The 14,835-nt window shown below is 45.8% G+C and carries 12 protein-coding genes; 6 read left to right on the top strand and 6 right to left on the bottom strand.

The window, feature by feature from the left end; translation table 11 throughout:
* The first annotated feature begins 102 nt into the window (after positions 1–102).
* The 4 genes from AC1DM9_RS18560 to AC1DM9_RS18545 are packed head-to-tail and all read left to right on the top strand — an operon-like array spanning position 103 to position 4,200.
* Complete coding sequence (locus tag AC1DM9_RS18560) at positions 103–1,647, top strand: spore germination protein (RefSeq protein ID WP_477581537.1); 1,545 nt, start codon at positions 103–105, stop codon at positions 1,645–1,647.
* Positions 1,647–2,819: a Ger(x)C family spore germination protein gene (locus AC1DM9_RS18555; protein WP_477549829.1), complete on the top strand. Its 1,173-nt coding sequence runs from the start codon at positions 1,647–1,649 to the stop codon at positions 2,817–2,819. Before AC1DM9_RS18560 ends, AC1DM9_RS18555 begins: the two co-directional genes overlap by 1 nt.
* 2 nt (positions 2,820–2,821) lie before the next feature.
* Positions 2,822–3,064, top strand: coding sequence for a hypothetical protein (locus tag AC1DM9_RS18550; protein WP_441880865.1), 243 nt, complete (start codon positions 2,822–2,824; stop codon positions 3,062–3,064).
* Positions 3,065–3,090: 26 nt separating this feature from the next.
* Positions 3,091–4,200: a GerAB/ArcD/ProY family transporter gene (locus AC1DM9_RS18545; RefSeq protein WP_477581534.1), complete on the top strand. Its 1,110-nt coding sequence runs from the start codon at positions 3,091–3,093 to the stop codon at positions 4,198–4,200.
* A gap of 105 nt (positions 4,201–4,305) precedes the next feature.
* On the opposite strand, the gene AC1DM9_RS18540 is transcribed toward AC1DM9_RS18545, so the two are convergent.
* Both AC1DM9_RS18540 and AC1DM9_RS18535 read right to left on the bottom strand, forming a co-directional pair.
* The gene (locus AC1DM9_RS18540; RefSeq protein WP_477581532.1) at positions 4,306–5,172 is read right to left on the bottom strand and encodes an SDR family oxidoreductase; all 867 of its coding nucleotides are present in this window, start codon (positions 5,170–5,172) and stop codon (positions 4,306–4,308) included.
* 98 nt (positions 5,173–5,270) lie between these two features.
* Positions 5,271–5,687, bottom strand: a complete 417-nt coding sequence (locus AC1DM9_RS18535) for an Rrf2 family transcriptional regulator (protein ID WP_339203942.1) — start codon at positions 5,685–5,687, stop codon at positions 5,271–5,273.
* Between the two features lie 184 nt (positions 5,688–5,871).
* Here AC1DM9_RS18535 and AC1DM9_RS18530 point away from each other — a divergent pair, with 184 nt between their 5' ends.
* Positions 5,872–6,453, top strand: a complete 582-nt coding sequence (locus AC1DM9_RS18530; protein ID WP_076270492.1) for a TetR/AcrR family transcriptional regulator — start codon at positions 5,872–5,874, stop codon at positions 6,451–6,453.
* A 24-nt stretch (positions 6,454–6,477) separates the two neighbouring features.
* A complete protein-coding gene (locus AC1DM9_RS18525) occupies positions 6,478–7,680 on the top strand; it encodes an MFS transporter (protein WP_477581530.1) in 1,203 nt (400 codons plus the stop codon).
* 132 nt (positions 7,681–7,812) lie between these two features.
* Here the strand turns inward: AC1DM9_RS18525 and gcvPB are convergent, their stop codons facing one another.
* From gcvPB to AC1DM9_RS18505, 4 genes are read right to left on the bottom strand one after another with little or no spacing between them, the layout of a single operon-like run.
* Positions 7,813–9,372, bottom strand: a complete 1,560-nt coding sequence (gcvPB, locus tag AC1DM9_RS18520) for an aminomethyl-transferring glycine dehydrogenase subunit GcvPB (RefSeq protein ID WP_477581528.1) — start codon at positions 9,370–9,372, stop codon at positions 7,813–7,815.
* A gap of 34 nt (positions 9,373–9,406) precedes the next feature.
* Positions 9,407–10,819 carry an aminomethyl-transferring glycine dehydrogenase subunit GcvPA gene (gene gcvPA, locus AC1DM9_RS18515; RefSeq protein ID WP_477581526.1) on the bottom strand — a complete coding sequence of 471 codons (1,413 nt, stop codon included), beginning with the start codon at positions 10,817–10,819 and terminating at the stop codon, positions 9,407–9,409.
* 38 nt (positions 10,820–10,857) lie between these two features.
* The gene (locus AC1DM9_RS18510; protein WP_477581574.1) at positions 10,858–11,640 is read right to left on the bottom strand and encodes an SDR family NAD(P)-dependent oxidoreductase; all 783 of its coding nucleotides are present in this window, start codon (positions 11,638–11,640) and stop codon (positions 10,858–10,860) included.
* A gap of 2 nt (positions 11,641–11,642) precedes the next feature.
* A complete protein-coding gene (locus AC1DM9_RS18505; RefSeq protein WP_477581524.1) occupies positions 11,643–14,810 on the bottom strand; it encodes a glycoside hydrolase family 2 TIM barrel-domain containing protein in 3,168 nt (1,055 codons plus the stop codon).
* Positions 14,811–14,835: the final 25 nt, after the last annotated feature.

Genomic DNA, 14,835 nt, shown 5'->3' with positions numbered 1-14,835 from the left:
TTGGCTCCTCCCCTCCTCCCAATCCAATGGCAACCGAATATCTTTTCCTCAACAGGGAAAAGATGTAATCATTCGACACTTCACTTCGGATAGGAGACACGCATGCGGAAATCGCCCAATTTTTCACCTAATCACACTACATCCGACAAGCCTTCTTACCCGAACATTTCTCCCCATCTGGAAGAAAACTTGAACGCGATCGAAGGTTTTTTTGCCAACTGCAAAGACTTGATAATACATCGCTGGAGTTATGGACAGGGCTTGGAGCAATCAGCCTTTACTGTCTATTTCGATACGCTAACCAAAACGACCGTTACGAATTTTGCAAAGGATACGCTGCAAAATCTGGTCCCGCATGAGCTTGGACCTGCCGAGACGGTAACGATAAAAGATGTTATCCATTATTTTGAGAATCGTGGCATCGCTTCTCCTAACGTTGAGCTTATGAGCGAAATGGAACAAGCCGTCAGAGGCATTCTGGACGGCAAAGTCGTCATTTTTTTTGACGGATGGCCTAAGGCTATCGCCTATTTTGCCCTTGATGTCGAGCAGCGTCAAACCTCAGAGCCCATTACGGAGCCTACCGTTCAAGGCCCGCATGTCAGCTTCATTGAAAGCTTGGATCGCAATATCGGTGTCATTCGAAGCTTGCTGAAATCGCCCGAACTTAAATTTGAGTATTTTATATCCGGGGAGAAGGTTCACAGAAAAGTGTCCTACGGCTATTTGGAAGGCGTCGTAAAGCCGGAGACATTAGAAGCGTTTAAGCAAAAGATTGAGGGTATAGATCAAGAAGAAATGATTGATATTTCCTATCTGGAAGAGTGGGTTAATGACTCCAACTACTCCCCTTTTCCGCAAGTTCGGTATACGGAGCGCCCGGATACGACGGTTACTTCTTTGCTGGATGGCAAAATCATTGCGTTAGTGGACGGAAGCCCATCGGTTCTTATCTGTCCAGGAAAATTCATTGAGTTTTTTACAAACAGCGAGGATTATTACTATCGGACGATTTTTTCTTCGTTAATTCGATTGATTCGACTGGCTGCGTTCCTCATAGCGCTTATGCTGCCCAGCACTTATATCGCGTTATCAACCTTCCACTCTGAACTCATACCGACGGTTCTCCTGTTAGCCATTTTAGATACACGGGAAGGTATCCCTTTCCCGGCTATGATTGAGGCGTTGATTATGGAGTTTTTCTTTGAGCTGCTGCGGGAGGCCGGCATTCGTCTGCCTCGGCCGATCGGTTCGGCCGTCAGCATAGTTGGGGCGCTTGTTATCGGCCAAGCAGCTATCCAATCACAGATTGCATCTCCGGTCATGGTCATTGTCGTGGCCTTGACGGGCATCGCTTCCTTTGCGCTTCCTCAATACAACATGGCCATCGCACTGCGGATTTTGCGCTTTCCGTTAATGTTTCTCGCAGCGACGTTTGGAGGTTTAGGCATCATGGTAGGCTTAATTCTCATTTACATTCATCTAGCGACTCTACGATCCTTAGGTGAGCCCTATCTAGATTCGTTTGCTCCACTGGATTTGAAAAGGCTGCGAGATGCGATTTTTGTGCTGCCAAGACGCTTGCTGGTTCATTCGCCTCGGAGTCGACATCTACATAAAAAATCTTCTGGAAGGAAGAAATCATAGTGAAGCCACTCCTCTCCTTTCTCGCTTCATTTCTTGTTCTTTGCTTGATTACTGGATGCTGGGATAATAATGAACTGGACGAGTATGGCTATGTGCAAGCGATATCGATTGATCGAGGCGAGGGTGATTTTGTCGATATTACGACTCACTTTTATAACCCTTCCAGCAAAATGCAGACTGATCCAGCAACGAGTATAGCAGCGAAAGGAATTAATATTCGTACAACGGGAGAAACCTTCTTTGAAGCAATGCGAGAGATCCCTGCAAAATTCGGACGTAAAGCCAAATGGGATCATATGCGAGTCATTATCATCGAAGAGAATTTAGCCAGAACGTTGAACATCCGTGAAGTGCTTGATTTTTTCTCAAGAGACCATGAGCCACGGGGCACGATTCTTCCCATCATAGCTGAGAAATCGGCGGCAGCATTTTTGGATATTAAACCGTTTATCGAGCAGACCATTGGTCAACAGTATAGAAAGATGGAGACGACCGGAGCTCTCTATTCCGCGAAAACGTCTAACCTTCCGCTATATGATCTCGCTATTCAGCTAAGCAGCCCCTCCAAAACCTCTGCTATGCCTTACCTGCATAAAAATAGCTTGGACAATAAAGCGTCAATTTCCGGGGTCGCATTGATTCAAGACGGGAGAATGGTAGGGGTTCTTACGGAAAAAGACACCGAAACGCTGATGATGCTGACAGACAAATATAAGTATGGAGTATTTGAATTCCCTTGCATGAATCATGAAAAAAAGAAACAGCTCTACAACAAAGAATCGCTTGAAATAATCAACTTCAACAGTCAATTGGTTTCGAAAGTGACAGATGAGAATGTAACCGTCGACATCCAAATGACGATTGAAGGTACAACCGGAGAACTACGATGCTCAGACCTGAAAACCAAGCAAGATATGGAGCGTTTTGAACAAACGATTAAGGAGCAGATCGAACATCAGATTCAACATGCAATCCGTACCTTTAAAGCGAAAAAAGTTGATGTGCTCGGAATCGGCAATCAAATTTATCGGAACAACCCGAAACTATGGAAACAATTAGAACCCATTTGGGAGGATAAGCTTGCTCAAATGCAATTTCAAACCCACGTTCAAGTTCATGTGTTAAGTACGGGCATGAACGCTGGTACGATATTTGGGAAAAAGGAGCACTAGATGTGTTAGGAAAATTCATCTGCGTCCTGCTGTTAGCATCCGCTATGCTGATCCATGACATCCCGAAAGTGAAAGCCGCAAGCAAACGAGATCGGTTTGTGTACATAGCGATGTTGGCGCCGCTCCTCTATCTTGCTGTTATCTTTTTAATAGCTAAGCCATGGCCTAGCCTCGATATGATTTTCAATTTATTTACCGAACCAGCTAAACTATTCATTCGTTGGCTCAATCCCTTGCATACGTGAGTTTTATAAAATTTGGAGGAGACCCCATGAAACAAAAAGAACGTATCAGTTCGATTCAAATGTCCATGCTGTTCCTTTTTTTCATGACAGGCTCCTCCATCGTCATTGTCCCTGCACCCTTAACGAACATTGCAGGCAATGGAGCATGGATCTCTCTTCTCATCGCCTCGGCGACAGGCATGCTTTTGCTGGCTGCTATCCTTTATTTAAACCGGCTAGCCCCAGAGCTTTCGTTGATTGAGCAAGGCCGCTCCGTGCTGGGAAAGGGACTCACCTTTTTGATATTGATCCCTTTCACCTTCGTATTGCTTTGGAATATTTCGGGCGTTGTCATTGAAATCGGAATCTTCTTCAAGAATACGATGATGAAAGAAACCCCTACCTATGCTGTAAGCACATTGTTTTTCATTATGATCGGAGTAACAGCGATGGCAGGAATCGAGGTCATTGCTCGGATGGCAGCTGTATTAATGTTTCTGATGTTCGGCTGTATTGTTCTTATCTTGATTCTGGTCTCAAACCTGTATAACCCGCAATATCTGCTCCCTGTGATGCCAGATGGAATTGGACCAATCCTGAACGCCTCTTATGTAGTTTATGGTTTTCCCTACTCCGAGATGGTCGTATTTTCGGTCATCTTATCGTTTGTACGCAAGGATGAGAACGCTCAGCTGCGCAAACATATGTACTTTGCGCTTGTAATCAATTCCTTGACGCTGATTGCCTCGGTCATAAGCAGCATTATGGTACTGGGACCACTGTCCGGTGACTTGAAATACTCTTTGTACCAACTAGCCCGGCTAATATCGTTTCAGGAGGTAATCGAGCGAATTGAATCCATCATCGGATTCTCGCTCATCATAGGCTTTTATTTCAAAGCTTCTATTCTCCTGCTCATCCTGATCAAAATGTTGAAAGAACTTCTAGGCTTGAAAAATGAACGCTTGGTCGTATTTCCCGTAGCATTCATTTGCCTCATGCTGTCGTTAACCACCTATACGAAGGAATCTCAATTGGAGGAGTTCGTCAATGTGACATGGCCGCTGCTCAATAATCTTGCCTATACCTTACCCGTTCTTCTGATTTTAGTGCTCACAGTGATTAAGCATCATAGAAAACGGAGGAAGAAGCAATAGTTGTCATTGACTTGTTATTCAAACTAGCAATTAATAAAAAAGAGGCAGTCCCATCGGTCACTTAAGACCTTCTGGGACAACCTCTAGAATTGATTTACCGCTTAATTATGACTGAATTTCGTTTGCGATTTGACGGAGAGCCTCTTCGAGCGGCGTGACTGGACGACCAAGCAGCTTCTGAAAATCATTGCTTTCCACTTCCAATGCTCCATCGCGAATCGCACTTTGAATCTGAACCAGAATAGGAACAACCGGTTCAGGTACGCCTGCACTGCTCATGATGCTGGCATAAGCAGTGTCATCCACTTGTTGAACAGGAATTTCCCGTCCCAAGACAGCGGCAAGAATGGAAACCAGCTCTTCTTGCGTCGTAAGCTTGCCGGACAACTCATAAACGGTATTTTCGTGGCCTTCGCCAGCGAGCACCGCCGCAGCTGCCACTGCATAATCGCGACGCGTTGCCCAGCCTACTTTGCCTGAACCCGCTGATGTCAGCCAAGGCGCACCTCCAAGGACCGCTTGAATGCTGCTGATCTCGTTCTCCAAATACCAGTTATTGCGCAGGAAGGAATAAGGAATTCCAGTGTTCTTAATCGCTTCCTCTGCAGCACGATGTACTGGCGCAAGAAAAAGTGAGCTCTCGCTTGCATTTCCTACACTGGTATACGCAATGAAACCAACATTAGCGCGCTGAGCGGCTGCTACGGCATCGGCATGCTGACGAATTCTCGTTTCGTTATCGCCGTCAGTGGACACGATCAATAGACGGTCGATACCCGCAAACGCTTTGTCTAACGTTTGTGGCTGGTCAAAATCCCCATGACGTACATCCACGCCCCGCGCACGAAGGTGTTCGGCTTTCTCCGGATTGCGAACGCTGACAGCCAGATTCTCTGCCGGTATAGTCTCCAATAAAGTCTCTACTACAATTGATCCCAATTTCCCTGTTACACCTGTCACCAAAATTTTCATCGTAATTCCTCCATTTAGTTTAATGTATTATGATTGCCCTTCGTTATAACCACATTGGTTACAACTTGGGTATAAAAAAAGCTCAATGAGCTTTTTTGTTACACAAAATGAGCTGCGAGCTGGCTTAAGTTTACTTGAGCTAGCCTTTGTTCCATTGCAGATTGAGCTTCCTTCATTTCCAAACGAAGAGCTGCTTCAATATTTCGGCCAACCGGACACTTTGGGTTCGGATTATCATGAAAATTAAACAATTGACCATCCTCAATGACTTCCACGGCACGGTAAACGTCCAAAAGTGTGATCTCATCCCGATCTCTCAGCAAGGAAGCGCCTCCGACTCCTGGTCGAATATCTACCAAGCCTGCCTTCTTGAGCATCCCCATAATTCTGCGGATAATGACAGGATTCGTATTCACGCTGCCTGCAATATAATCGCCCGTACAATCATTGGAGCTAACGGCGATTAGAGAAAGGATGTGGACAGCAATGGAAAATCTGCTACTAATTTGTTTCACTTAGCATCACCACCGTTGTAACCATTGTAGTTACTACGAAGCGGATTGTCAATCCTTTAGAAGAAGATAAGCTTATTATATTCAAAACCAGCTTTTTTAGCCTGCCAAAGCAATTTTCATTTGCATAAGAAAAAAATTTTTGATAATATAACTGACGAACGTTCGTTAATGTGAGGTGATCTTATTGAAAAGCCAAGAAATTAAAGACATTGCTTTAAAGTTTTTCACAATTCATGGGTATGAGGGTGCATCTCTGTCTCAAATTGCCGACAATGTCGGAATGAAAAAACAGTCTCTCTATGCTCATTTCAAAGGAAAAGATGATCTATTTCTACAAGTATTACAAGATGCTAAAGAAGCAGAGGTCTCATCGAAGCTAAACTATTTGAGTAAAGTGGGTACCCAAAACCCTAAAGAGGATTTATTTGGATACCTGCAATTAGTCATTGATTTGTTTCAACAGAGCGAGCAGTTGAAGTTTTGGCTGCGTATGTCTTTTTTTCCGCCTCTCCATTTGGCGCCAGCCATTAATGAGGAAGTATTCGACTCGGAAAATAAGATTCAAACCGTACTCGAAGGCAAATTTCATGATTGGATCGCGGCGAAAGCCATTAGGGAAGATATAGCCTCCATCCCTACGCTTGCTTTCTTAGGTGTTGTTGATTCCATGATGTTAGAGCTTGCTTATGGGAATAATGAAAAACGTCTACAGGATAAATTAAATGCCTCATGGACTGTATTTTGGAGAGGTATTTCACAGCTATGATTTTACAGAAAGAGGTATTACTTCATGAAGAAACCATTGAAAGAACAAAAAACCGTCTTATTTATCCTACTAAGTAATATATTCATTGTTTTTCTAGGCGTGGGACTAATCGTCCCGGTTATGCCATCCTTTATGAATATTATGCATTTATCAGGCCAATCGATGGGTTATCTAATGGCGGCCTTTGCGTTTGCGCAATTACTCATGTCTCCCCTTGCAGGACGGTGGATTGACACTTTCGGCAGGAAGAAAATGATCGTTATCGGCTTATTCCTCTTCAGCATATCAGAGGTAATCTTTGGACTTGGCACACATGTATCCGTTCTTTACTTTTCCAGAATTTTAGGAGGTATTAGTGGTGCATTTATTATGCCCGCCGTAACCGCTTTTGTTGCTGATATTACCTCTGTGGAGGAAAGGCCCAAAGCGATGGGTTATATTTCTGCCGCGATTAGTATCGGTTTTATTATTGGTCCTGGCATCGGAGGTTTTATTGCTGAGCTGGGCGTGCGCGCCCCATTCTACTTTGCAGCTGGATTCGCATTAATAACCTGTATTTCATCCCTGTTTATTTTAAAAGAACCGCTATCCAAACAGGAACTTCTGGAAATTAGTCAGCTCAAAAAAGGGACCAACTTTGTATCTGATTTGAAACGATCGATTCAACCACAATACATTATCGCCTTTATAATTGTGTTTGTACTGGCCTTTGGCTTATCAGCGTATGAAACAGTATTCAGTCTTTTTTCTGATCATAAATTTGGTTTCACTCCTCAAGATATTGCAGCCGTTATTACAATTAGTGCAATCTTCGGCGTTGTCGTTCAGGTCTTTATGTTTGGTAAGATGGTGGATAAACTCGGTGAGAAAAAACTTATCCAAATATGCTTGATTGCTGGCGTATTTTTTGCCGTAGTATCCACCATGATCTCCGKCTTTTTAGCTGTCTTGATAGTCACGTCCTTTATCTTTCTCGCATTTGACCTGCTGCGGCCAGCATTAACGACCTATTTATCCAAAACAGCCGAGAAAGAACAAGGCTTTATCGCTGGAATGAACTCCACCTATACAAGCCTAGGCAATATCGTCGGACCTGCGCTTGGCGGAATATTATTTGATGTAAACATCAACTATCCTTATCTCTTTGCTGCTGTCATCATGTTGATTGGCCTTGTCATTACGATGATGTGGAAAGAAAAACAATCAGCTGGCAGCTTGGCAAAATAATGTATGGAACGCTATTGAACAACTAACGCATCTTCCTTCTTCACAATACGCATAATAAAAAAAGAAATCCGATGTCTTTTTGAAAGACATCGGATTTTTTCAAAAATATTAGTTGTCATTAATTAGAAATTTTTATTCGGGTTGCGTCTTTTTTAAATAAGCCCGCCACGTAATGCACCATTGCTTCGGATCATCGAGGGATGATTCATCATTTCGGTGTACGGTGCTGCTATGCGGAGCTGATTTCACAATTTCCGGCTGCGTATAAGCTTCGTTCGAGATATGCTCCAGCGCGTGAATGTATTCGTCCAAATCTTCTTTGGAATAGGACTCTGTCGGCTCTAAGGTGAATGGCTGCTTCACGATATACGGATGATGTGAAGTCCAATAATGGAGTCCAAAATCGCACATGCGACGAGTAATATCCTCGGTTGTGACACCCGTTTCCTCGGTAAGCTGCTTCCAGCTGTAACGAACCTGCTCTAGGCGGCGACCTTTGATGTAAGGTGCACTTGCACCGCGAATTTGCAGTATTTTGTGATACAGATAGTTATTGTTAAGAACTGCAGTCTGTGCAACATCCTTTAGTCCATCTGGACCTAGACTCATGATCCAAGCATAAGAACGAAGCACCGTTTGGGCAACACCATGGAAGCTTCTAACTTTGCCAATACTGCTTTCTGACTGATTCGCTAATACATACTGGCCATCAACATAATCAACGAGCGGCCCCGGCAAGAAAGGTTTAAGCGCTTCGCTCACGCCTAGCGCACCTGTAGCTGGACCGCCGCACATATGAGGAGCAGCAAAGGTTTTATGCAAGTTGAAGAAACACATATCAAAGCCAGCTTCCTTCGCCCGGGTAATGCCGAGCAAGCCATTAGCATTAGCTTGATCATAGAAGCAGATGCCGCCCGCTTCATGAACCAAATCGGTGAACTCGCGAATACGGTGATTGAAAATACCGGTATCTTCCGGATTTGCTACAACAAATCCAGCGGTCCTCTCAGATATCGCATTTCTCAGCTTCTCCAAATCAGGGAAGCCGTCTTCGTCCGGATGAAGCGTAATGATTTTGTACCCTTTAACTGCAGCTGTTGCAGCTTGAGATGGGTGGGAGAAAATCGTCGTAATGATTTCATCACGCTGATCTCCTTCGCCCCGCGAATCATGGTATGCACGAACGATGGAAGCCATCGCAAGCAAAGCCTGCGTCCCGCTGCTTGGCTGAAACGAGAAGGCATCCATTCCGCTAATTTCACGCATGGCCAGATCCATTTTATAGAAAATTTCTAATATGCCTTGAACAGAACCTGCATCCTGCAACGGATGGAGCTCCGTCATATGCGGCGTGCGGATCAGCATTTCGTTAATGCGCGGAATATATTTCATCGTACAAGTACCTTGACCGATCTCAACGTTCAAATCGGAGCCCAGTGTCTCTTGCGAGAGGCGCAAATAATGGCGAAGTACTTTTGCTTGACCAATCTCGGGAAGCCCCGGCGCATTGCTGCGACGCATGGATGCAGGTATGCGGCGGGTACCATCTCCTACCTCAGCTACAATCCCAGCTTCAGTTCCAGGTGGAATGACACCTCGCTCGCCCTGACGATGAAGTTCAAATATGATCGGCTCATCCCATTTGGCTTGATGGAAATTTCGGACTTTATGGTCCCTGCGAATTCGTTTCATGGCGCTTTCGTCCTTCCTCTGTATAAGTCAAACCTCATTTGCGAACGATCGTTTGAATCGTGTCTGCCAGGCGATCTAGATCAAGCTGCGAATGTATTTCCGTCACGCAGTACAGTGCAGTTTGTCCCCACTGCGGGAAAGCAGCCGACAAATCTTTGCCTCCAAAAATTCCTGCTTCCAAGAGCTGAGCGTTTATCTGAGCGACCGTTAAGCCAGTATGGTTAAAGTCAACAATAAACTCTTTAAAGAAGGCTGCTTCTCCGAATCGAAGAGAAACGCCTGGAATAGCTGAGAGCTTCTTCGCTGCATATTGCGACTTCTGCATGATCGACTCCCCGACCTCTTGCATGCCGGTCGGTCCAAGCAAGGACAAATAGACGCCAGCTGTTATTCCCCACAATGCAGTTTGGGTGCCAACAGATTCCTTCCCTTTCTCACGCAGCGCAAAGGAAGTTCGCTCATATGCCACATCGCCAAAGCCATACTCGCCTTCTACCTCAGTAGGCACAATGCCGAACAATCTTGATGGATACTCCATGACATACTTCTCTTCATCACGGGTCGCAATAAAACCGGCTTGCCCCCCGCCATAATTCATGTGCATTCCAAGAGGCTGCAAATCTCCGCATACGATATCAGCGCCGTACTGGCTAGGCGGCTGAAGAACGCCAAGGGAGATGGGATCAACACCAACGATCGAAATCGCATCTACTGAATGCGCAAGCTCTGATATTTCATGCCCTTGGTCTTCGATAATACCTAGATAACCAGGATTCTCGAAGTAAACCGCAGCGATATCGCTCGATAGCTTGCTGCGCAAATCATCTAAGCTCATTTTGCCCGTTGCCTCGTCGATTTCAACGAATCGAAGTTCCATCACAGGCGTGCAATAATTGTTGATGATCATCACTTTGTCAGGATCAACCGACCTTGGAAGCAAGGCAACTTTGCGCCCTGTCATGCGCCCTGCCATCCGAATCGAAGTTGATGCAGCTTGCGCCCAGTCAAAAGTAGGGACGTTTACGACATCCATATCAACTAGCTCAGCCATCAAACTTTGATACTCAAACAATGTTTGGAAGCGTCCATGATCTTCATAGGGTTCACCTGCATAAGCCGTTACAAATTCGGAACGCTGATTGATCTCATCACAGACAGCTGGAATAAAATGTTGCCAGCAGCCTGCTCCTAAAAAATTCAGATAAGCTGCACCATGCTTATTTTTTGCAAGCAGGCCATCGATATGACGGCGCAGCTCATATTCCGTCATCGCTGGAGGAAGGTCCATCTCATGATTCAGCTTTAAGCTCTCTGGTATGCCTTCGTGAAGCTGGTCCATCGAGGTGAGTCCAATTTCCTTCAGCATCGCTTCGCGAACTTCAGGTACCGTATTCGGTATATAAGGATGGGCATACGTTCTGTTCTTAGGCAAAATAAACGCCTCCATTCATCGTTGTCAGAATTAGTTGTATCCTGTAGCCGTTCTTAAGCAATACCGCCGCCATCCACAACGAGCACGCTTCCTGTTACCCAAGAAGACATGTCGCTTGCTAAGAACAGAACCGCATTCGCAATATCACGCGGCGTTCCAAGCCTTTCAAGCGGACGACCGCTGGCAGAGGCGACAAGGAATGCTGCCTCGTCCTGCTGCAGCTGCTTTGCTTCATCGCGCAGGAGAGGAGTATCCGTATCGCCAGGTGAAACGCAGTTCACACGTATATTGGCGATTCCGTGATCGATAGCCATCGCCCTCGTCAAATTCACGACACCAGCCTTGGCTGCGCAATAAGCTGCAGCCCGATCTCCGCCTTTTAGACCCCAGCCTGAACCCGAATTAATGATACTTCCTCCACCGCTGCGTTCCATGATAGGAATGATATATTTGGAGAGCAGATAGACACCCTTCAAGGAAACATCCAAAACGAGATCCCAGTCGCGTTCTTCCAGCTCCACGACAGTCTTGCGACGAATAACGCCAGCATTGTTGAACAAGATATCTACTCGGCCATGAGCAGTATCAATCTCTGCTGCTGCACGCTGGCAATCTGCTGAAGAGGTCACATCACAGCGCTGAAAGCTCGCTTGGCCTCCCTTTTCCCTTATTCCTTTAACCGCCTGCTCACCCATCGCCTCATTAATGTCAATAAGGATAGCTGCTGCACCGAAGCTGGCAAGAAGTTCAGCTGTCGCAAGTCCAATTCCAGAGGCGCCTCCGGTGATTACGGCTACTTTTCCCGATAGATTAAGCATGTCTTGTGTACGAAGCATCATTATTTCTCCTCCTGTTGTAGTAGATTCGCTTCCTGTCTCATGTGATGGCTGAGCCTCTCGGGAGCCGTATCTTCAGAAAGATAAGGCTTCAGCAGCAGTCTGAAACGGAATTCCTCTGCCGCAACTTTGTTTTCCAGTGATTGAGAAGGTCCACAGCTATTGCTGCCAAGACCATTCTGGCGATAATCCAAATTAAGTGTAATAAAATCCCGCGGAACAAGATCACTCGCATGCTGCGCTGCTTCTAAGTCGCCATCCGTATAACGTCGAGTGCTGAATTCAAGTGCCTTTACACCTGCCGCCAGCAGCCCAATTCCACTGCCGTCTGTAATAGATACAAAGCGAACATCCATACGATTCCCGTTCTCTTGTGGATAGATATATGGGGTAAATAGTTCATCAACTGACTTTGTATACACGCCAAATCTTCCTGCTTCCTTGCTGTCGGAATAATTTTCTCCCGGACCACGGCCATACCATTTGACATTATCCATTTCTGACGGCATTTCCAATTGAAATCCAATCTTAGGAAGCATCGCAGGCGGCTTGCCTTCAGGTACGCCATGCACATCAATCATGATTAAGCCTGTGCCTGTTACAGTGTAAATCGTTTCACAGCGGAAGCCCCAATCATAGACAGGCGGAGCAACTCGGGAGGACCAGCTGATCCTAATCGTCCCTTCATTCAATCGCTCCCAATGGCAATCATCGATTCGTTCCGTCAGCTTATCGAGATGCGCCTTGCGCCAATCGGGCAGGACATACATATCGTTGTCAATCGGGGCTCGCCAGAAGTTGAGACGCGGCCCTTTATTTATTAACTCTTGTCCGTTTATTCGGAGTGAGCTGATCCCTGATTGCCGTGAATCGAATACCAAATTGAAATAATCGTTCCCAATGCTAATCTGTCGTCCATCCTCCATGCACGATAAGCTAGGAATAGGTAAACTTACGGCTGCTGCCAAAGTCAATTCTTCATTGGCATAATCCCCGTCAGTTCGGGAAGTTGCGCAGTTCCGCGCAGGTTCAATGGCAAACTGCGCCCATGCGATCTCATGCCCTCTCTCTCCCCACATGCAGGATGCTGCAAGCGAGAAGCCGATATTCAGCCAGCGCTCCGCTCCCTCCACGGATAAGGACAACTGCAAATCATTTCGCATAGGAATACGAAGCTCTGCACTTTCACCGGGTGCTATCCTAGGCAGCGAAAGTACACCACTTTGGACAATCCGTCCTTCTACTGTCACATTCCAATCTGCATATAGATGATCCAGCGTTAGGAAGTCATACCGATTCGTAATTCGTATACGATCATTATTTATATAGTCGACTCTGACAGGCTCGATAATCTTCTTATATTCAATGAGTCCGGGTGAAGGCGTTCGATCTGGTCGAACAAGTCCATCAATAACAAAATTGCTGTTGTTAGGAACATCGCCATAGTCTCCACCATAAGCATAATCAACTTTGCCATCGGCTGTTTTCCTGCGAATGCCGTGATCGATCCATTCCCACACGAAGCCGCCCTGCAATCTTCGATAAGCATCAAAGGTATCAAAATAGGGTTTGAGACCGCCTGGACCATTCCCCATCGCATGAGCGAATTCACATAGGATATGCGGCTTAGGATGATCAACCAGCTGACCAAAACCTTCCATCTTCTCTACGGAGGAATACATCGTGCTCACGATGTCGCACACTTCTGCTTCACGATCCTCTTCATAGTGAATAAGGCGGGTCGGATCGTTTTGTTTGCACCATTCCGACATTGCCCGAAAGTTGCAGCCAAAGCCAGACTCGTTGCCGAGCGACCAGAACAGAATGGAAGGATGATTCTTATCCCTCTCCACCATACGCCTCATCCGCTCCACATACGCTTCTTGCCATGCTGGGTCATCGCTTAGCTTAGCAATATTGCCCAAAAGCTCGAAGCCATGTGTCTCTAAGTCCGTTTCTTCCATAACATACAAACCGTATTCATCACAAATATCATAAAATCTCGGATCATTCGGATAATGTGCCGTTCTAACCGCATTAATGTTATGCTGTTTCATCATTTTCACATCTTGGATCATCGTCGATAGGGTGACTGTTCGTCCCGTATCAGGGTGATGGTCATGACGATTTACACCTTTGAGCAAAATGGCTTTGCCATTCACCAGAAATTGGCCGTTCTTTACTTCTATCTTCCTGAAGCCCACCCGCTGAGCAACGGTCTCGATCATTTGTGCATTCTGATCCACAATACTAATTGTCAGATGATACAAAGCAGGAGCTTCCGCACTCCAAAGGGCTGGCTTCACAATTGGAATGGCGAAACTTGCTACGAAAGTCTGACCATCAGCAGAAGCAATTGGATTCATCGCTGAACAAACAAATGCACCTTCAGGGTCAAGCAGCTCCAGCCGAACTTCGCCTTGCAGATCCTCTCCACTCAGTTCCACCTGTACCGATAACATCGCATCGCAATATTCACTATCCAAATCGGTAACGACTCGGTAGTCCACAATACGAACCGCTGATGGCTCCGAAATCAAATATACATCTCGAAAAATACCGCTCATATACCACATATCCTGATCTTCCAAGTAGCTGCCGTCCGACCACTGGTATACACGAACAGCTAGACGGTTGATACCCGGCTTCGCATAAGGCGTCAAATCAAACTCTGATGTCAATCGGCTTCCTTGGCTGTATCCGACGAATATCCCGTTAATCCACAAATGAAAGGCACTATCAACGCCATCGAACTTGACGGCAAGCTTTCTTCCATTCCAATGTGCAGGCAGCTCGAATTCTCGTATATAGCTGCCTGTTGGATTATCATTCGGTACATGAGGCGGATCGACAGGGAATGGATAATACAAGTCTGTATAATGTGGATTTCCATAACCTTTCAGCTGCCAATGACTTGGAACCTGAATATCATCCCAGCTGGATGTATCATAATGGTCTTCATAAAATCTATCCGGTGCCCACTCAGGCCCCTTCGCATAATGAAACTTCCAACTGCCATTTAATGAGCGGAACCAAGGGGAGCTCCCTCGGTCATAGCTCAAAGCTCCAGCACGATCGGAATACGGGATAAAATATGATCGGCTTTTCGCGCGGCCGCGTGCAAGTATGGCAAGATTATCCCAATCGCGTTCTATTTTCTCGTTTCGCATCGATGCCGCTCCTCTCCTAAACCTA

This window comes from Paenibacillus sp. 01T431, from assembly GCF_056398625.1.
Note: the sequence above shows the minus strand (reverse complement) of the source record. Positions and strands in the feature narration are given on the sequence as shown.